Below are 17,893 nucleotides of genomic sequence, written 5' to 3' on the forward strand. Positions count from 1 at the left end.
GTGTTCCGTAAGGAATATCCACAGGGTGACTGCGAGTTTCATTAAACACAAAACTTGGCAGACATCTTATAACTTGATTACAATCATGCATGCCGCTAACCAAGGCAGAGCAAACTAACAACAGGTCGAGGTTCCGACATGAGCGATACTGCAGAGCGCGTCAAGAAAATCGTTGTTGAGCATCTGGGTGTAGATGCCGACAAGGTCACAGAAGGCGCAAGCTTCATTGATGATCTTGGTGCAGACAGCCTCGACACAGTCGAGCTAGTCATGGCTTTCGAAGAAGAATTCGGCGTTGAAATTCCAGATGACGCTGCAGAAACGATTCTCACAGTCGGCGACGCTGTGAAGTTCATCGACAAGGCTTCTGCCTAATCTGAACTTTCGGGGCTGGGATTGTTTGCAATTCCGGCCCTGTTTGTCTTCTGGTCAGGCTTTTTAAAAGCCTTTCTCGAAAACGCGAACAGCATTGCCGGTGAAGACTAAAGGGTTTTTGCGTGCGCAGTTCGGCGTTAAGCCAGCACTAACATGAGCATCGTCCGTATGAGACACAATTTGTCTGCGGGATGTCTCCAATGAAGTTTATCAAATTTAAGGGGTGGATATGAGGCGTGTCGTCATCACCGGTCTTGGTTTGGTGTCGCCGCTGGCAAGCGGTGTCGAAGAGACCTGGAAACGTCTTTTGGCCGGTGAAAGCGCTGCTCGCCGCGTAACGGAATTTGAAGTTGATGATCTGCCTTGCCAGATCGCCTGCCGCGTCCCGGTTGGCGATGGCACCAACGGTACCTTCAACGCCGACCTCCATATGGAGCCCAAGGAACAGCGCAAGGTTGATCCGTTCATCGTCTATGCTGTCGGCGCTGCCGATCAGGCTCTGGACGATGCCAACTGGCATCCCGAAAGCGATGAAGATCAGGTTCGTACTGGCGTTTTGATCGGTTCCGGCATCGGCGGCATTGAAGGCATTGTTGAAGCAGGTCTTACACTGCGCGACAAAGGTCCACGCCGTATTTCGCCGTTCTTCATTCCCGGCCGTCTGATTAATCTGGCTTCCGGCCATGTTTCGATCAAGCATAAGCTGCGCGGCCCGAACCATTCGGTTGTGACTGCCTGTGCAACTGGTACGCACGCTATTGGCGATGCAGCCCGCCTGATCGCCTTTGGCGACGCAGACGTGATGGTTGCTGGCGGTACGGAATCGCCAGTCAGCCGCATTTCGCTGGCAGGCTTTGCAGCTTGCAAGGCGCTTTCCACCAAGCGAAACGATGATCCGACAGCCGCTTCGCGTCCTTATGACAGTGACCGTGATGGTTTTGTCATGGGTGAGGGGGCTGGCGTTGTGGTTCTTGAAGAGCTGGACCATGCTCTGGCGCGTGGCGCAAAGATTTACGCTGAAGTGATCGGCTATGGCCTGTCGGGCGATGCTTACCACATCACAGCGCCTACCGAGAGCGGCGAAGGCGCAGAGCGCTGTATGGTTGCAGCTATCAAGCGTGCCGAAATTACACCAGACCAGATTGATTACATCAATGCGCATGGTACTTCGACCATGGCTGATACGATTGAACTGGGTGCTGTCGAGCGGGTTGTTGGTGATGCGGCTACGAAGATTTCCATGTCTTCGACCAAGTCGTCCATCGGGCATCTGCTTGGTGCGGCAGGTGCTGCGGAAGCAATCTTCTCGGTGCTGGCGATCCGTGACAATGTCGCGCCTGCGACGCTTAATCTGGACAATCCAGCAGTTCAGACGAAAATCGACCTCGTTCCGCATAAGGTGCGTGAACGTAAGATCGATACTGTTTTGTCGAATTCTTTTGGCTTTGGTGGTACCAACGCCTCGCTAGTGATGCGCCGTTATTCGTAAAATACGACGCTCTGAAAACTAAGCTTATTTAAAAACGCGGGGATTTCTCCGCGTTTTTGTCAAAATATGACCCCATGTCATGTTTAAAACTGCGAATAGTGTTTAGTGTGATCTGATAGAGCTGTTTGATTTTATGCCGTTTAGAGCGGGTTTCAGGACGAGGTGATGGAGTGAGTTCAGAAGAAAAGCCCGGAACCAATCCTGCAGAACTGCAGCCGCAGGCAGCAGTAGGAACCGAGCAAGCAGCGGCAAACAAGCCTTTTGTGCCAAAATCTGCTTCAGAAGCGCTGCGTCCTGAACCGGGCACACCCCCACCGCGTAAACGCTCGCGCCATGCACGCAGCCAGATCGTCGTCTTCATGAATTTCATGCTTTCGCTGATCGTTTTGGTTTTGCTCGGTGCGTCTGCATTGTTTTATTTCGGCAAGGTTCAGTTTGATTCTAAGGGCCCTTTGACAGCAGAAACGACCTTTCTTGTGAAGCGCGGGGCCGGTGTTTCGGAAGTCTCCAACAGTCTCGAAAACCGTGAAATCGTTAGTGACGCCCGTGTTTTCCGTTACGGTATGCGAGCATACGGCCATGAAAATGATTTGAAAGCTGGCGAATATGCCATTCCGGCTGGTTCGACCATGCGCGATGTGATGAATATTCTCATCAGCGGCAAGTCGATCATGTATCCGCTGACAATTCCTGAAGGCCTGACTGTCAAACAGGTGTTCGACCGTATTTCCGCTGATCCAACATTGATCGGCGAGATGCCAAAGGATATGCCTGCGGAAGGTGGTCTGTTTACAGATACGCTCAATTTTACACGTGGTACGTCGCGTGAAGAAATCATCGGTCGCATGGTCGCTTCTCAGCAGAAGCTGATTGACGATACATGGGCAAAGCGCCGTGCTGATCTGCCGGTCAAGGACAAGAATGAGTTCGTGACGCTTGCTTCTATCGTCGAGAAAGAAACAGGCATTGCTTCGGAACGTCCGCATGTGGCTTCGGTTTTCGTGAACCGCCTCAATAAGGGTATGCGCATCCAGTCCGATCCGACCATCATTTATGGTCTGTTCGGTGGTGCAGGTAAACCTTCCGACCGCCCAATCTTCAAGTCGGACATCGAAAAGCCAACGCCATACAACACGTATGTGATCAATGGCTTGCCGCCGACACCAATTGCCAATCCGGGTCGCGCAGCGCTGGAGGCGGTTGCAAATCCGCTGGATACGGAAGACCTTTACTTCGTGGCCGATGGTACGGGTGGTCACGTCTTTGCCAAAACCTTGCAGGAACACAATGCCAATGTGCGCAAATGGCGTGCTATTGAGCAGGAACGAGGCCAGCAACAACAAGAGAATACCGCTCAGTAATAAGCAGTTTCTGAATTCTGCAATGCCGAAAAGGATTGAAACATGGCGCTCCAGAGTATGACAGGGTTTGCGCGCCATGCGATGCAGTATGGTGCGGCTGACAGTGAAGCACGCATTGTCTGGGAAGTCCGCTCAGTCAATGGCAAGGGTCTGGATTTGCGGCTGCGCCTGCCGCAGGGACTGGAGGGTGCTGAACATGCGGTTCGCTCGCTTCTGGCGCGCTATTTTTCACGCGGAAATTTTCAGGCAAGCGTTACGGTTGAGCGCACGGAAGCGCAGGCGGGCTTCACGATCAATCAGGCCATGCTGGATGAAGTGCTCAGACTAGGTGCTGAACTACAGGCAAGGCACGGCCTTGCGCCTGCAAGCGTTGATGGCATTCTCTCGTTGCGTGGAATCATTGATCAAACGCAGGTGAGCGAAGACGACAATGCACGCGCCGGACTTGAGGCCGCGGTCATTGCCGCCTTTGAAGGTGCGTTGAAGGCCATTGCCGAGGCACGCACCCATGAAGGCCAATCACTTTTCACGATCCTTTCCGGCCATGTCGACATGATTGAGCGCCTGACATTGGACGCACGAAACGATACGTCGCGCAGTGTAGAGGCCATTCGCACGAAGCTTGAGCATCAGGTGGCATTGCTAATGGATACAGGGCGCGATCTCGACGAGGTGCGGCTTTATCAGGAAGCAGCATTTCTCGCGACTAAGGCGGACATTCAGGAAGAGGTTGACCGGCTGCAAACCCACGTGGCATCTGCGCGTAAATTGCTTGCCGATGGCGGCCCTATCGGACGCAAGCTTGATTTTCTTTCACAGGAATTTAATCGCGAAGCGAATACGCTTTGTTCAAAATCGAACGCAGCATCGATCACGGCAATCGGCCTTGAGCTGAAAGCAGTCGTCGATCAGTTTCGCGAACAGGTACAGAATCTGGAGTAACGAAAAATGGCCATCTCTTCGGTCGAACATGGCATTGCACGCCGCGGTCTCATGGTGGTGATTTCATCACCATCAGGTGCTGGCAAATCGACAATTGCGCGGCAATTGCTCAGCGATGCGGATATGGACCTTTCACTCTCCGTTTCCGTGACCACGCGTGAACGCCGCCCAAGCGAAATTGAAGGTGTTCATTATCATTTCATCACCAAACGCGAGTTTGAACGTCGTCGCGACAATGACGAGCTGATCGAATGGGCGGAAGTGCACGGCAATTTCTATGGCACGCTGCGCCAGACCGCTGAAGAAGCACTGGCCGACGGCAAGGATATGCTGTTCGACATCGACTGGCAGGGTGCCGAGCAATTGCAGGCCAAAATGCCTGCCGATGTGGTGTCGATCTTTATTTTGCCGCCAACCATGCGTGAGCTGCAGAACCGTCTCAACCGTCGCGCGGAAGATACAGCGGATGTGATCGAAACCCGGTTACAGAATGCGCGTTTTGAAATTCAGAAATGGTCGAAATACGACTATATAGTCATCAATGAAGACCTCCAGCGCTCTTATGCAGGTATTAAAGGTATCATCATCGCCGAGCGTCTGCGCCGTGATCGCCGTCCGGGACTTTTTGAATTTGTTGAAGGGCTTCTCGAGGAGAATCCGGAAATCTGACACGGATCAAAGCGCGGGGAGGGTGTAGCGTGAGACCAGTTGTTATCGTTACTGGCGGCGGCAGAGGCATTGGCGCTGCCACCGCAATTCTGTTTGCCCGCGAAGGTTATAACGTCTGCATCAGCTATGTGAGCGATGCAGACGCAGCGAATGAAACCATCAAAACCTGCGAAAGTTTCGGCGCTAAAGCAATTGCTGTGCGCAGCGATGTAGCCAACCGGTTGGACGTTGTAGGCCTATTTACCACCTGCGACAGAGAGCTTGGCGCGCCGCAATGCCTTATCAACAATGCAGGCGTAATAGGACAAGCCGCGCGCATTGCGGGGCTTTCCGAAGAAGCGCTCGAACAAACATTTAAAACAAATGTTTTTGGCCTGCTCCATTGCACGCAAGAAGCTACCCGTCGCATGTCCACCGCAAATGCTGGTATAGGCGGCACGATCATCAATATCTCATCGGTGGCTGCGGTTCTGGGAAGTCCGGGAGAGTACGTGCACTACGCCGCATCAAAAGCTGCGGTTGAAACCATCTCTATCGGCGCGGGAAAAGAGCTGGCATCCGAAGGCATCCGCGTGAACGCCATTCGTGTCGGCACAACCAATACATCTATTCATTCATCGAGTGGTAATCCGGATCGACCCGCAAAAATCGCCGCTATGACACCAATGGGGCGTATCGCCGAACCGGAAGACATTGCACAAACCGCGCTCTGGCTTGCTTCCGATAAATCAGGATTTGTGACTGGCACGGTGATTACGGTTGCCGGTGGGCTGAGTGCTTGATGGAAATAGCGATCAACGGGTAAATGTAGGAAAAGGATCAGACAAGCCTGATCTTCACCCGATCTGTATCTGCTACCAATTGCCGAAATGCTTTCAGAAATGGCTTGCCCCCGCGCGTTTTCAGGTCGCTCAATGCGTCTGCATTTTTGAATATAAGCTCGCATTCGCCGGGCCATCCGGGGCCGCACCATTGCACGCCATCCCAAAATGAATCGAGCGTATAGCCAAAGGATTCTGGGTCAGATACAGGCACGGTGTCGAGATAGCGTTGCCAGAGTTCGTTGGGGGACTTTATGCCGGCGCAGTCAATTTCATAGATTGGTGGCATCAATCAACCAGAATGAGGATCGCATCCACCACCGCCAGCGTGAAGAGTAGGGCGATCATGGTCGCCGCGGCTATCACCATCAGGCGTTTTTGTCGTGAGCGCTTTTCGGGCTGCTTACCGCTCCAGTCATAAGGTGTTTCCGGCATTAACTGCTCCAGTTTGAGTGTTATAAGCTCTGGATTGTGATACGATTGCCCTCACTATCCATGATTTCAGCGACAAAGCCACCGTCATTGATTGGTGTCTTGGGAAACAGCACTTGGCTTCCAAGTTCGATTGCCGTTTCGACAACATCATCGATATTGGCAACCTGAAAGTAAAGAATAGCCCCGTTGACAGTGGGTATATAGACCTCGCCCTGTACCAGTGCGCCGCTCGCGCCATGTTTTCCTTCTTCAAAAGGAAAATATGCCATAGATTTCGATAATCTCGCCGAAGGTGACGCCAAATATCTTTTCATAGAAAGCGATGGCGAGATGAATATCCGTTACAGGAGTTTCAACATGGACGATGATGTTCATGAGGTTGCGGCATCAGGTTGAATTGGTATTTCACTGGCATTTTTGATTGAGCGGAGAATACGGTTTCGGATTATGCCACTGACTGGGCGGATCAGGTACCAGTATGGCAGGAAACGCAGATGGCTTTTGCGATCCGGGCAGAAAATCCGCGTTTCTGTGATAAGTAGCGTGTTGCAGCTTTGCTCTGTAACTGTGAAGGCGAGCGCCAGCTTCGCAATGCCTGCCGTATTGAAGGCGAGATAGTCTTGCGCGCTTTCCAATTTGTTGATGCCAAAGTCGGCTTTCCAGAATTGCCCTACCAGACCGTAGACCACCCCTTGACCGGGCTTATGTTCCAGTAACGTGAATTCGTGCAGTCCGAACGGTGGCGCAACGCTGGCTTTTCGCCCACGAAACCGTGCGGCGGCGCGCATAGGTATTTCACGCAACGCAATCATGTTGCGAAAGAAGATGTCCGTCTCAGGCCGGTATGCAATTGCTGCCTGTAATGCCGCCTCGGGAGCGGCGGTTACATCGCAGCTATGCTTTTCACTAAAGCCATATTCAGGCAAGTACTTGTCGATTATCTGCACGAGGCACCCTGAATTGGCTTAAATGGCTGTGCCGCCGACAGTCACCTGATCCATGCGCAGGTGGGGCTGGCCGACGCCGACTGGTACCCATTGGCCACCCTTTCCGCAACTGCCACCACCGAGGTTCAGTTGCAAATCGTTGCCGATCATAGAAATGCGCTGCATGGCGTCCGGGCCATTACCGATCAGCATCGCGCCCTTAATCGGCGCGCCGATCTTGCCGTCTTCGATCATATAGGCTTCCGTACAACCGAACACGAACTTGCCGGAAGTGATGTCCACCTGACCGCCACCAAAGGAAACGGCATATATTCCCTTTTTCATGGAGGCGATTATCTCTTCCGGCGTTTTGTCACCAGAAAGCATATAGGTGTTGGTCATGCGTGGCATGGGCGCGTGTGCATAAGATTCGCGGCGACCATTGCCAGTCGCTTCCATACCCATCAGCCGCGCATTCTGCCGGTCCTGCATGTAATTGACGAGCTTGCCATCTTCAATCAGCACTGTGCGATTGGTCGGCGTGCCTTCATCATCGATAGTGAGGGAGCCGCGACGTTCCGCGATCGTGCCGTCATCAACAACGGTGACGCCTTTCGAGGCAACCTGCTGTCCAAGCAAGCCGGAAAAGGCCGAAGTCTTCTTGCGATTGAAATCGCCTTCAAGTCCATGGCCGACAGCTTCATGTAGCATTACACCTGGCCAGCCACAGCCCAGCACTATATCATAGGTTCCAGCCGGAGCAGGAATGGCTTCTAGATTAACCAATGCCTGGCGCAACGCTTCATCGGCCACATTCTGCCAGCTTTCGGTTGTGATGAAATCGCCAAAGCCCTTACGTCCGCCAAGTGTGTAAGCTCCCGATTCTTGTCGGTCGCCACCGCCAGCAACGACGGAAATACTCAGTTCCACCATCGGCCGAATATCGCGCACAAAATGGCCATCAGCACGCAGAATTTCCACCTGCTGCCATGATCCGGCGATTGAAATAGATACCTGCCGCACTTTTGGGTCTTTTGCACGCAAATAAGCGTCTATTTTTTGCAAAAGCTGAACTTTGGCATCAAATGTTGGCGAACCGATTGGGTTCTCATCAGTATAAAGTTGACGGTTGGTGCCAGCGGGTGCCGCCGCATAGCTGCCGCTACTCCCGCTTAGTGTGGCAGAAACGGCGTCGGATGCGCGTTTGAGGGCTGCAACGGACATGTCGCCTGCATGAGCATAGCCGATAGCTTCTCCCGCTACAGCGCGTAGACCAAAGCCCTGATCCTGATTGAATGAGCCGGTCTTGAGGCGTCCATTGTCAAAAAGAAGCGTTTCCGCCTCGCGATACTCCATGAAGAGTTCGCCATCGTCACTGCCTTTCAGGCTTTGCGAAACAAGGCGTTCAATATCGTCGCGGTTGGCATCAAAACTATCAATCAGGCTCTTCATAAAATAAATCCTGCGGCATGTGTCTGCCACAGGATGTAAGCGCTAAATTGGTCGAGAACAACCTAATCAATCAGCGAGGCTTGTGATTCAGGGTATATCGAGCCGAAAATGGTGATTTTCGAGAACCGGAGCGCAGTATAATTAAAGGTACATGAGCGCCGGAATCGCAGAAAAGCGCTATTTGCAGGCCGCTAGAGCGTGAATCAGGGGAGAGCGTCGAAGCCTTCACCGAAGCCCTTCAAATCCACTGGAATGCCAACGCCTTCTTCTGGTGTCTGGAAGACAATGAAGGTTGCAGACTTGCCATTGCGGAATGTGTTGAGCAACTCATCTTCGAGAATGACTTCTGCATAGCAGCCGTCTTCGAAGCAGCGCACGAAATAAGCGCGGCCAATATCCTTGCCATCAACATTCAGGCCGAGACCGTTTGGCAGCAATACGCCGAGCGGTGCCAGAACGCGCAAAATGCGCGCCTTGTTGTCAGCCGTCTTAAGTACAACGACGGAAAGCCCGAGCTCAGGACGCTTGGCGGCAACCACATTTTGAATGAGCGCGCATTGTTCGGTTTTGGCGCCAGCTGGTGTGTCACACAGGATTGCCCATGCGCCATGCTGCGACTTGAGCGTACCGCTTTGCTGCTGTGGGGTGGCAGGCGACTGCGGCTGCGCAGCAGGGGCCTGTGCGGGAGCTTGTGTTGGCGCTGTAAGCTGCGCGGGTGTTTCCTGCGCGCTCAATGGCATTGTTGCGACTGCCAATGTCATCGCCACGCCCGTTGCAAGGGTGGCAAAACGTGCGAAAGTTGAGCAGCGGGCGGATGTGCGGAAAACCATGAAATCTCCAGATCGAATCACCAAAGACGTTACCGTGCGAAACTGGCGGTGAAAAGCTATTGTCGCTTCCGAACCATAATCGCAAAGGTGATGCCGGCTTTGCACCCAGATGCGTCCCAAGATGCGTTGAGGGCAGTTAAATCCATTATCAATCGGCACGTTAACGGAAACCTCTTGCTAAATCATGGCTTCATTATGGGTTTCTGCGGTTTTTCCCAAGGTTTCGTTAGGTTATGAAGTTTTTCTATATCGTCTGGATGCGGGGCTCTGACGCAGGGCTTTGCGCAAAAATGCCGCACAGGAACATATTCGCCTTGCTTGCGGTGTGGGGTAAGGTGTGGTTTGAACGCTGACGGGGGATACGGCCGTCTAAACGTCCGGCGTCCAGCTCGCAAGGGCAAAAAGGGAGAGAGTTCTGGTGGATAAATTTGTTGCCACAACGAGGGGTGCCGTCGTTGGTGCTTCTGCTTTGCTGTGGACAAGCGGTGCCGCTCTGGCAGATCAGCCGCGTCCGTGGGAAATGACATTTCAAGCTGCTGCTACGGGCATTGCCGAGCAGATTCATTGGTTTGAGCGTTATACGCTCTGGTTCATCGTGCCGATTACCTTGCTGGTTCTGGCTCTGTTGTTCTGGTGTGCTTACAAGTTTCGCGCAAGCGCAAATCCTGAGCCGTCCAAGACCAGCCACAATACGGCAATTGAGGTGATCTGGACGGTAGGTCCGGTGATCATATTGCTTTTCCTGGCGGTGCCATCGTTCCAGCTTTTGACGGCGCAATATTCGCCGGAAGACCCGCAACTGACGGTCAAAGCGACTGGTTATCAGTGGTATTGGGGTTATGAGTATCAGACTGAAACGCCGGTGAGTTTTGATTCGCTGATCCTCAAAGAAGGAGAGCGGGCTGCGGCTGGTAAAGAAAATCTCGCAGTCTATCCACGTCTTCTGGCCGTCGACAATGAAGTTGTGGTGCCTGTCGGAACGACCGTGCGCCTTCTGGTGACGGCTGCCGATGTTATCCATTCATGGACGATTCCGGCTTTTGGCGTGAAGATGGATGCCATTCCCGGACGCATCAACGAAGCATGGTTCAAAGCGGACAAGGAAGGCCTTTATTATGGCCAGTGTTCGGAACTGTGTGGCAAGGATCACGCTTACATGCCGATTGCCGTGCGTGTTGTCTCAGATGAGCAATACAGCACATGGCTGAGCGCAGCGGCGTCTGACCTTCAGGGTGCGAATAAGGCGCTTCAGGCTGAGCTTGAAGGCGATGCAAATGATAAAGTAGCTGCGGCGGGTCTATAAGACTTCGATACGCAAGACTGTTGAAAAACGGGAGCGAATTCCATGGCTGGCACAGCAGCTCACGAGCATGGAGCCCATGACGACCATAAGCCGAAAGGCTGGGTACGCTGGGTTTACTCGACAAATCACAAAGACATCGGTACTCTGTACCTGATTTTCGCAATCACGGCAGGCATCATCGGCGGCGCATTGTCTATAGCTATGCGTGCTGAATTGCAGGAACCTGGCATTCAGATTTTCCATGGTCTTGCGGCAATGGTTTATGGCGTTGAGGGCGATGCAGCACTTGATGCCGGCAAGCACATGTTCAATGTGTTTACCTCCATGCATGCGCTGATCATGATCTTCTTCATGGTTATGCCTGCATTGATCGGCGGTTATGCCAACTGGATGATCCCACTCATGATCGGCGCGCCTGATATGGCGTTCCCGCGCATGAACAACATTTCTTTCTGGCTGCTGCCACCTGCGCTGCTGCTGCTGATGATCTCGCTGTTCATGCCTGCTTCGCCCGGGACATGGGGTGTTGGCGGTGGCTGGACGCTTTATCCGCCATTATCTACCAGCGGACAGCCGGGACCTGCCATCGATTTTGCGATTCTCGCACTGCATATCGCAGGTGTGTCGTCGATCCTTGGTGCAATCAACTTCATCACGACGATTCTGAACATGCGTGCTCCGGGCATGACGCTGCACAAGATGCCGCTCTTTGCATGGTCGGTGCTCGTTACGGCATTCCTGCTTTTGTTGTCTCTGCCGGTTCTGGCTGGCGGTATCACAATGCTGCTCACAGACCGCAATTTCGGCACGAGCTTCTTCTCACCTGAAGGTGGCGGCGATCCAATCCTTTACCAGCATCTTTTCTGGTTCTTCGGACACCCGGAAGTCTACATCCTGATATTGCCGGGTTTCGGTATTGTCAGCCACATTATCTCGACCTTCTCGCGCAAGCCAGTTTTCGGCTATCTCGGCATGGCCTATGCGATGGTTGCAATTGGCGTCGTCGGCTTTGTGGTATGGGCCCACCATATGTATACGGTCGGGCTATCACTCGATACGCAGCGCTATTTCATGTTCGCAACCATGGTCATCGCGGTGCCGACCGGCATCAAGATATTCTCATGGATCGCGACGATGTGGGGTGGCTCGATCACCTTCCGCGCTCCGATGCTGTGGGCGGTTGGCTTCATCTTCCTGTTCACCGTTGGCGGTGTGACGGGTGTGCAGCTTGCCAATGCTGGTCTCGACCGCGCACTGCATGACACTTATTATGTGGTAGCGCATTTCCACTACGTGCTGTCGCTGGGTGCCGTGTTCGCAATCTTTGCAGGCTGGTATTACTGGTTCCCGAAGATGAGCGGCTATATGTATGACGAATTCACCGCGAAGCTGCATTTCTGGGTGACATTCGTTGGCGTCAACCTCGTCTTCTTCCCGCAGCACTTCCTTGGTCTTGCTGGCATGCCGCGTCGTTACATCGACTACCCGGATGCCTATGCGGGCTGGAACATGGTGTCGTCATACGGCTCTTACATTTCGGGCTTTGCCGTGCTGATCTTCCTCTACAATGTGTTTGAAGCATTTGCGAAGAAGCGTGAAGCGGGTGCAAACCCATGGGGTCCGGGTGCAACAACGCTCGAATGGCAGCTTTCGTCGCCGCCGCCATACCACCAGTGGGAACAACTGCCGCGTATCAAGTAATTGTGCTGGGCGAGGTCTTTTTGGGGCTTCGCCCAGATGCATAAACTGTGCTATGTGCAGGCGGCATTCAGTTCCGCTTGTCATGGTTTGACGGTTGTGAACAGACATCTCATAGAGATGAATGCATTTCCGGGAGGTAGGGTTTGTTGGAATACTGATGTGCGTTCAGGGCCGAACGCGACATTGGTTCGTTGAATTCGAGGTTGTAAAAGTTAATGTCTCTGGTGGAAAAAAACACGGTTTCCGATGAAGCATTCGCACTCTCCGAGGCGACGGCGCGGGATTACCTTGTCCTGCTAAAACCGCGTGTTATGTCGCTTGTGGTGTTTACCGGACTTGTCGGTCTGGTGCTTGCGCCCGGCCATATGAACCCTGTTCTTGCTGCTATCAGCATTCTTTGCATCGCGGTTGGTGCTGGTGCGTCGGGCGCACTCAATATGTGGTACGATGCCGATATTGATGCCGTGATGAAGCGCACGCGCAACCGTCCAATCCCCGCTGGTGTGATTGCGCCGGGTCAGGTGCTGGCTTTCGGCCTGACGCTTTCGGTTTTCTCAGTCATCACGCTTGGCCTGATGGTCAACTGGCTGTCGGCAGCGCTGCTGGCTTTCACCATTTTCTTCTATGCGGTTGTTTATACAATGTGGCTCAAGCGTTCGACGCCGCAAAACATCGTTATCGGTGGCGCTGCTGGTGCTTTCCCTCCGATGATCGGTTGGGCGGCAGCGACTGGTGAAATCAGCTGGGACAGCACGGTTCTGTTCCTAATTATCTTTTTATGGACGCCGCCGCATTTCTGGGCCTTGTCGCTGTTTTCATCCAATGATTATGAAGCGGCGCGCGTTCCGATGATGCCGAATGTGAAGGGCGAATTATCGACCCGCAGGCAGGCTCTGTTCTATGCTATTCTAATGGCGCCAGTTGGTGTGCTGCCTTGGATCATGGGCTTTGCGGGAACCTTCTATGGGGTTGTATCCATTCTGCTTGGATTGACTTTCGTCTATTATGCATGGCGCATGTGGGCGGCTGAATCCGAAACGCAGATGCTGCTTGCAGCGCGTAAGCTTTTCCGTTTTTCGCTGGTTTATCTGTCGATGATTTTTGCGGTACTACTGTTTGAAGCTTTGGCGTTCAAGCTTCTGGTCGGATTTGGTTTCTTGTGAGGGTAGAGCATGTCCCGGAAAAGTGGGAACCGGTTTTCCGATAACGACATGCGCAAAAACAAAGAAATAGGGCGAGCGCAATGGCTATGATTAAATGCGACGCGCTCTAGGGCGGAATTGGAGAATTTTGTGATTGATAAGCCAGCGCAAAAGCCGGTGAAAGAAGAGCTGGAACTGATTGTTCCGACTGAGCCGCAGAAAAAGGCGCAGCGCAATCGGTCTATCGGGCTTGCAATCGCACTTCTGCTGTTTGTTGTGCTTGTTTATATCGGCACGGTCGCAAAACTCGGTGCAAACATGTTCATGCGACCGATGTGATTAGAGCATTTCCAGCAAAAGTGCGAAGCGGTTTTGCGTAGGATAATGCGTAAAAAATATAGAGAGCGGTTACGACGATTCCACTTTAACAGGAACCGCTCTAAACAGTGTGATGGAAGCACTTGACTGAACCAGACGTTTTCGGGAGGAGAAAATGGCAGATCAGCAGAGCATCGACGAGAAACAGAAAAAGCTGAACCGTTCTAATCGTACGGTTGCGATTGCTTGCGTTTCGTTTTTCGTCAGCATGATCGGCGTGTCATATGCTGCCGTTCCACTTTACACTCTGTTTTGTCAGGTGACAGGCTATGGTGGCACGACGCAACGCGCGGAACAGTACTCCGACACCATACTCGATAAAACCATCAAAGTCCGTTTTGATGCCAATACGTCCAACGGTCTTCCTTGGGATTTCAAGCCTGTTGAACGCGAGGTAAGTTTGCGCATTGGCGAAACCATGATGGTCAAATATGAGGCAAAAAACCTCTTTGACGAGCCGACCTTTGGCCGCGCCAGTTTCAATGTCGCGCCGGGCCGGGCAGGGGCTTATTTCAACAAGGTCGAATGCTTTTGCTTTACCGATACGACATTACAGCCGGGTGAAAGCATGGAAATGCCGGTTGTTTTCTTTGTCGATCCTGAGATCGTCAATGATCCTGATCTGAAAGATGTGAAGACAATCACGCTTTCCTATACGTTTTTCCCGATTGATAAACCTGCGTCCGTTGCAAATGCGAAGGCAGTCATTGGGAAAAGTGACGGAAGCTGATTGTAATGTTGCGGCACAAATGCCGCAAAGACAAACAGGCCGCGCAGCTTTATGTTGTGTCGGGAAGGGAATTGCCTGATGCTGTTTTAGCGACAGGCCGGAATGCATGAGAGAGGACCCTCAAGGGTCGCATGGGGAGAGACATGGCGGACGTTCACGAGAAAAATCACGATTATCACATCATAGCGCCAAGCCCATGGCCATTCCTGAGTTCGGTTGGCGCTTTCGTGCTGGCAATCGGCGGCATTGCCTGGATGCGCTATATTAATGCAGGTGATTTGCCATTCTTTGGCATCAATCTGGCAACGCCGTGGATTTTCTTTATCGGCTTGTCGATTGTTCTTTATTGCATGTACGCATGGTGGGCGGATACGATCCGTGAAGGCCACGAGGGGCATCATACCCGCGTCGTTGCTTTGCATTTGCGTTACGGCATGATCATGTTCATCGCTTCGGAAGTCATGTTCTTTGCGGCATGGTTCTGGGCATTTTTCGATGTAAGCTTGTTTCCAAATGAAGTGCATCAGGTGGCGCGCGCCGAATACACTGGTGGTCAATGGCCTCCGAAGGGGATTGAGGTTTTCGATCCGCTGCACCTCCCACTCTATAACACAGTGATCCTGCTGCTTTCTGGCACGACGCTCACATGGGCGCATCATGCGCTGCTGCATAAGGATCGTTCAGGCATGATTATCGGCCTGACGCTGACCGTCGCGCTCGGCTTCCTGTTTTCTTTTGTGCAGTATTACGAATATGTGCATGCACCTTTCGAGTTTAGGGACTCGATCTTTGGCGCGACCTTCTTCATGGCGACCGGCTTCCACGGTTTCCACGTCATCGTCGGCACGATCTTCCTGCTGGTCATTCTGTTCCGTGCCATGAGCGGTGATTTCACACCGGAGCGTCATTTCGGCTTCGAAGCGGCCGCATGGTATTGGCACTTCGTGGACGTTGTCTGGCTGTTCCTGTTCTTCTCCATCTATGTGTGGGGTGGCTGGGGAGCCCCTATACACGGCGGTTGATCAATCATTTGAAACGAGCGCAGGCGGCCTTGGAAACATGGCCGCCTTTTCCTTTTTTCGACCACTGCGGGGCACTCATGCCGGACAATAATCTTTACCCACCGATTGATCCTATAAAGAGCGGCATTCTCGGCCATTGTCCGCGCTGCGGTGAGGGCAAGTTGTTCAACGGGTTCTTGAGCGTCGCGCCGCGATGCAGTGCATGTGAACTTGATTATTCCTTTGCAGATGCAGGCGATGGTCCGGCGGCTTTTGTGATCCTCATCATTGGCGTTATCGTGGTTGGGCTGGCGCTATGGCTAGACGTCAATTATGCGCCGCCACTCTGGGTGCATTTCATTCTGTGGGTACCTTTGGCGATTATTTTAAGCCTTGTTGCCATGCGCGGCATCAAGGGTATTCTGATCAATATGCAATATCGCAACAAGGCGTCGCAGGGACGTCTGGATGATGGCAAATGAACCAGATACACAAGCCGCGCAGGTTTCCATGGGGCGTGCTGATTGCGTCATTCATCGCATTCGCGGTCTTGATTGCGCTGGGAACATGGCAGATTGAGCGGCTGCAATGGAAGGAAGCCTTGCTTGCTTCCACAGAGCAACGCGTGCACGAAGCACCACTTCCCTTGGCTGATATGGAGAAAATCTATCGCGATGAGGGATCGGTTGAATATCGTCCGGTGACGGTTTCCGGCACCTTTATGCATCAGGGCGAGCGGCATTTTCTTGCCACCTATGACGGGCAGTCTGGTTTTAATGTCTATACGCCCTTGATGCTTGAGGATGGTCGGTTTGTGCTGGTTAATCGCGGCTTTGTTCCTTACGATAAAAAAGATGTTGAAACCCGGCTTGATGGACAATTAGATGGTCCGGTAACGATCACCGGACTTGCCCGGGATCCGCTTGATACCAAGCCTGGTTATTTCGTTCCAGAAAACGACATTGCAAAGAACATTTTCTATTGGAAGGACTGGTCGGCCATGGCCGAAAGCGCGGATATTCCCTCGCTTGATGATGCCGTGCCGTTTTTTATCGATGCGGATAAGACGCCAAATTTCGGTGGTTTGCCGATTGGCGGCGTCACCATTATCGACTTTCCCAACAATCATTTGCAATATGCGCTTACCTGGTATGGGCTTGCATTGGCGCTGCTGGGGGTTGTCGGAACATGGTTCTGGCGGTATCGAAAGACCGATAAGGGTTGACAAAGGCCTCGTTACAGCCCAACTCCGGCCTTATATGATTGCCAAGCCGAACCAAGCGAGCATGCTTCATGACCGATAAACGTCCCCCTCTGGAAATTCGCCTTTGCGGCCCGCGCGGCTTTTGCGCGGGCGTTGACCGGGCAATCCAGATCGTCGTGCTGGCTTTGAAGAAATATGGCGCGCCGGTCTATGTGCGTCACGAGATCGTGCATAACCGCTACGTGGTTGAAGGCCTGCAATCGCGGGGCGCAATTTTTGTCGAAGAACTTGATGAGATTCCGGCTGAACATCGCGATCAGCCGGTGGTTTTCTCGGCCCATGGCGTACCGAAATCGGTGCCTGCGGATGCAGAGGCCAAGAACCTGTTTTATCTTGATGCAACCTGCCCACTGGTTTCAAAGGTTCATAAACAGGCAATGCGCCATCAGCGCCTTGGCCGTCATGTGATCCTGATCGGGCATTCCGGTCATCCTGAAGTCATCGGTACGATGGGGCAATTGCCGGAAGGCACTGTCACGCTCATTGAGACTGTGGAAGATGCACGCAAAATCGAATTTGCCGATCCTGATAATTTGGGTTTTGTGACACAGACCACACTTTCAGTGGACGATACGGCGGGCATCATTGTCGAGTTGCAGCAGCGCTTTCCAAATCTGACAGCGCCAGCAGCGGAATCGATATGTTATGCCACCACCAACCGTCAGGATGCAGTGCGTGCGGCAGCACCCGGCTGCGATCTGTTCCTGATTGTGGGCGCCCCCAACTCATCAAACTCCAAGCGCCTTGTCGAAGTGGCTGAGAAAGCCGGTGCTGGCATGTCGATGCTGGTGCAGCGCGCGTCGGATATTGAGTGGGATCAGATTGGTGATATTTCGGTGGTGGGGCTTTCTGCTGGCGCATCCGCACCGGAAATCATCGTCGATGAAATTATCGATGCCTTCAAGGACCGCTTCACCGTCAAAATTGAACTGGCAGAAACAACGATTGAAACGGAGAATTTTCTCGTCAATCGTGAAATCCGCGACGTCGAACTGACGGTGCAGGACATGGCCTTTGTCAACGGCGAAAACCGGGTCGTCGGAATACCTAAGTTCATGCAGGGGAAATAAGCGG

Annotated in this window: 22 protein-coding genes; 15 read left to right on the forward strand and 7 right to left on the reverse strand. The window is 52.8% G+C overall.

Annotated features, from left to right (window positions below):
- The first annotated feature begins 138 nt into the window (after positions 1-138).
- The 6 genes from CEV31_RS08060 to CEV31_RS08085 all read left to right on the forward strand — a co-directional run bounded on the left by CEV31_RS08060 (position 139) and on the right by CEV31_RS08085 (position 5,618).
- Positions 139-375, forward strand: a complete 237-nt coding sequence (locus CEV31_RS08060; RefSeq protein WP_002963616.1) for an acyl carrier protein — start codon at positions 139-141, stop codon at positions 373-375.
- Positions 376-604: 229 nt separating this feature from the next.
- Positions 605-1,864, forward strand: a complete 1,260-nt coding sequence (gene fabF, locus CEV31_RS08065) for a beta-ketoacyl-ACP synthase II (RefSeq protein WP_094506479.1) — start codon at positions 605-607, stop codon at positions 1,862-1,864.
- Positions 1,865-2,034: 170 nt separating this feature from the next.
- A complete protein-coding gene (mltG, locus tag CEV31_RS08070; RefSeq protein ID WP_094506480.1) occupies positions 2,035-3,225 on the forward strand; it encodes an endolytic transglycosylase MltG in 1,191 nt (396 codons plus the stop codon).
- A gap of 42 nt (positions 3,226-3,267) precedes the next feature.
- Positions 3,268-4,167, forward strand: coding sequence for a YicC/YloC family endoribonuclease (locus tag CEV31_RS08075; RefSeq protein ID WP_094506481.1), 900 nt, complete (start codon positions 3,268-3,270; stop codon positions 4,165-4,167).
- A 6-nt stretch (positions 4,168-4,173) separates the two neighbouring features.
- A complete protein-coding gene (gene gmk / locus CEV31_RS08080; protein WP_094506482.1) occupies positions 4,174-4,836 on the forward strand; it encodes a guanylate kinase in 663 nt (220 codons plus the stop codon).
- A 29-nt stretch (positions 4,837-4,865) separates the two neighbouring features.
- Positions 4,866-5,618, forward strand: coding sequence for an SDR family oxidoreductase (locus tag CEV31_RS08085; RefSeq protein ID WP_094506483.1), 753 nt, complete (start codon positions 4,866-4,868; stop codon positions 5,616-5,618).
- 37 nt (positions 5,619-5,655) lie between these two features.
- Here CEV31_RS08085 and CEV31_RS08090 read toward each other — a convergent pair whose 3' ends face one another.
- The 7 genes from CEV31_RS08090 to CEV31_RS08110 form a co-directional block, all read right to left on the reverse strand.
- Positions 5,656-5,946: a hypothetical protein gene (locus tag CEV31_RS08090; protein ID WP_094506484.1), complete on the reverse strand. Its 291-nt coding sequence runs from the start codon at positions 5,944-5,946 to the stop codon at positions 5,656-5,658.
- Complete coding sequence (locus tag CEV31_RS21065) at positions 5,946-6,092, reverse strand: hypothetical protein (RefSeq protein WP_169717315.1); 147 nt, start codon at positions 6,090-6,092, stop codon at positions 5,946-5,948. Before CEV31_RS21065 ends, CEV31_RS08090 begins: the two co-directional genes overlap by 1 nt.
- Positions 6,093-6,112: 20 nt before the next feature.
- Positions 6,113-6,361, reverse strand: coding sequence for a VOC family protein (locus tag CEV31_RS08095; RefSeq protein WP_235818051.1), 249 nt, complete (start codon positions 6,359-6,361; stop codon positions 6,113-6,115).
- The gene (locus CEV31_RS21400; protein ID WP_268876326.1) at positions 6,342-6,467 is read right to left on the reverse strand and encodes a VOC family protein; all 126 of its coding nucleotides are present in this window, start codon (positions 6,465-6,467) and stop codon (positions 6,342-6,344) included. The genes CEV31_RS08095 and CEV31_RS21400 overlap by 20 nt, the downstream gene beginning before the upstream one ends.
- Complete coding sequence (locus CEV31_RS08100) at positions 6,464-7,039, reverse strand: hypothetical protein (RefSeq protein WP_094506485.1); 576 nt, start codon at positions 7,037-7,039, stop codon at positions 6,464-6,466. The genes CEV31_RS21400 and CEV31_RS08100 overlap by 4 nt, the downstream gene beginning before the upstream one ends.
- 18 nt (positions 7,040-7,057) lie before the next feature.
- Positions 7,058-8,470 carry a metalloprotease TldD gene (gene tldD / locus CEV31_RS08105; RefSeq protein ID WP_094506486.1) on the reverse strand — a complete coding sequence of 471 codons (1,413 nt, stop codon included), beginning with the start codon at positions 8,468-8,470 and terminating at the stop codon, positions 7,058-7,060.
- Between the two features lie 203 nt (positions 8,471-8,673).
- On the reverse strand, positions 8,674-9,300 hold the full coding sequence (locus CEV31_RS08110; protein ID WP_094506487.1) for an invasion associated locus B family protein: 627 nt from the start codon (positions 9,298-9,300) through the stop codon (positions 8,674-8,676).
- A gap of 418 nt (positions 9,301-9,718) precedes the next feature.
- Here CEV31_RS08110 and coxB point away from each other — a divergent pair, with 418 nt between their 5' ends.
- The 9 genes from coxB to ispH all read left to right on the forward strand — a co-directional run bounded on the left by coxB (position 9,719) and on the right by ispH (position 17,889).
- Positions 9,719-10,603 (forward strand): cytochrome c oxidase subunit II, encoded by an 885-nt coding sequence (coxB, locus tag CEV31_RS08115; RefSeq protein WP_094506488.1) that lies wholly within the window; start codon positions 9,719-9,721, stop codon positions 10,601-10,603.
- 42 nt (positions 10,604-10,645) lie between these two features.
- Positions 10,646-12,304 carry a cytochrome c oxidase subunit I gene (ctaD, locus tag CEV31_RS08120; protein WP_094506489.1) on the forward strand — a complete coding sequence of 553 codons (1,659 nt, stop codon included), beginning with the start codon at positions 10,646-10,648 and terminating at the stop codon, positions 12,302-12,304.
- Between the two features lie 215 nt (positions 12,305-12,519).
- Complete coding sequence (locus CEV31_RS08125) at positions 12,520-13,467, forward strand: heme o synthase (protein ID WP_094506490.1); 948 nt, start codon at positions 12,520-12,522, stop codon at positions 13,465-13,467.
- Between the two features lie 132 nt (positions 13,468-13,599).
- Positions 13,600-13,785 (forward strand): hypothetical protein, encoded by a 186-nt coding sequence (locus CEV31_RS08130; RefSeq protein ID WP_094506587.1) that lies wholly within the window; start codon positions 13,600-13,602, stop codon positions 13,783-13,785.
- Positions 13,786-13,939: 154 nt separating this feature from the next.
- A complete protein-coding gene (locus CEV31_RS08135; RefSeq protein ID WP_094506491.1) occupies positions 13,940-14,554 on the forward strand; it encodes a cytochrome c oxidase assembly protein in 615 nt (204 codons plus the stop codon).
- 143 nt (positions 14,555-14,697) lie between these two features.
- A complete protein-coding gene (locus CEV31_RS08140; protein WP_094506492.1) occupies positions 14,698-15,576 on the forward strand; it encodes a cytochrome c oxidase subunit 3 in 879 nt (292 codons plus the stop codon).
- 77 nt (positions 15,577-15,653) lie between these two features.
- Entirely contained in the window at positions 15,654-16,037 is a 384-nt protein-coding gene (locus CEV31_RS08145) for a DUF983 domain-containing protein (RefSeq protein WP_094506493.1), read from the forward strand.
- Positions 16,034-16,780 (forward strand): SURF1 family protein, encoded by a 747-nt coding sequence (locus CEV31_RS08150; protein WP_094506494.1) that lies wholly within the window; start codon positions 16,034-16,036, stop codon positions 16,778-16,780. The genes CEV31_RS08145 and CEV31_RS08150 overlap by 4 nt, the downstream gene beginning before the upstream one ends.
- Before the next feature lie 68 nt (positions 16,781-16,848).
- Complete coding sequence (gene ispH, locus CEV31_RS08155; RefSeq protein ID WP_094506495.1) at positions 16,849-17,889, forward strand: 4-hydroxy-3-methylbut-2-enyl diphosphate reductase; 1,041 nt, start codon at positions 16,849-16,851, stop codon at positions 17,887-17,889.
- The last annotated feature ends 4 nt before the right edge of the window (positions 17,890-17,893 follow it).

Origin of the sequence: Brucella thiophenivorans (genome assembly GCF_002252445.1) — a bacterium.
GTDB classification, from domain to species: domain Bacteria; phylum Pseudomonadota; class Alphaproteobacteria; order Rhizobiales; family Rhizobiaceae; genus Brucella; species Brucella thiophenivorans.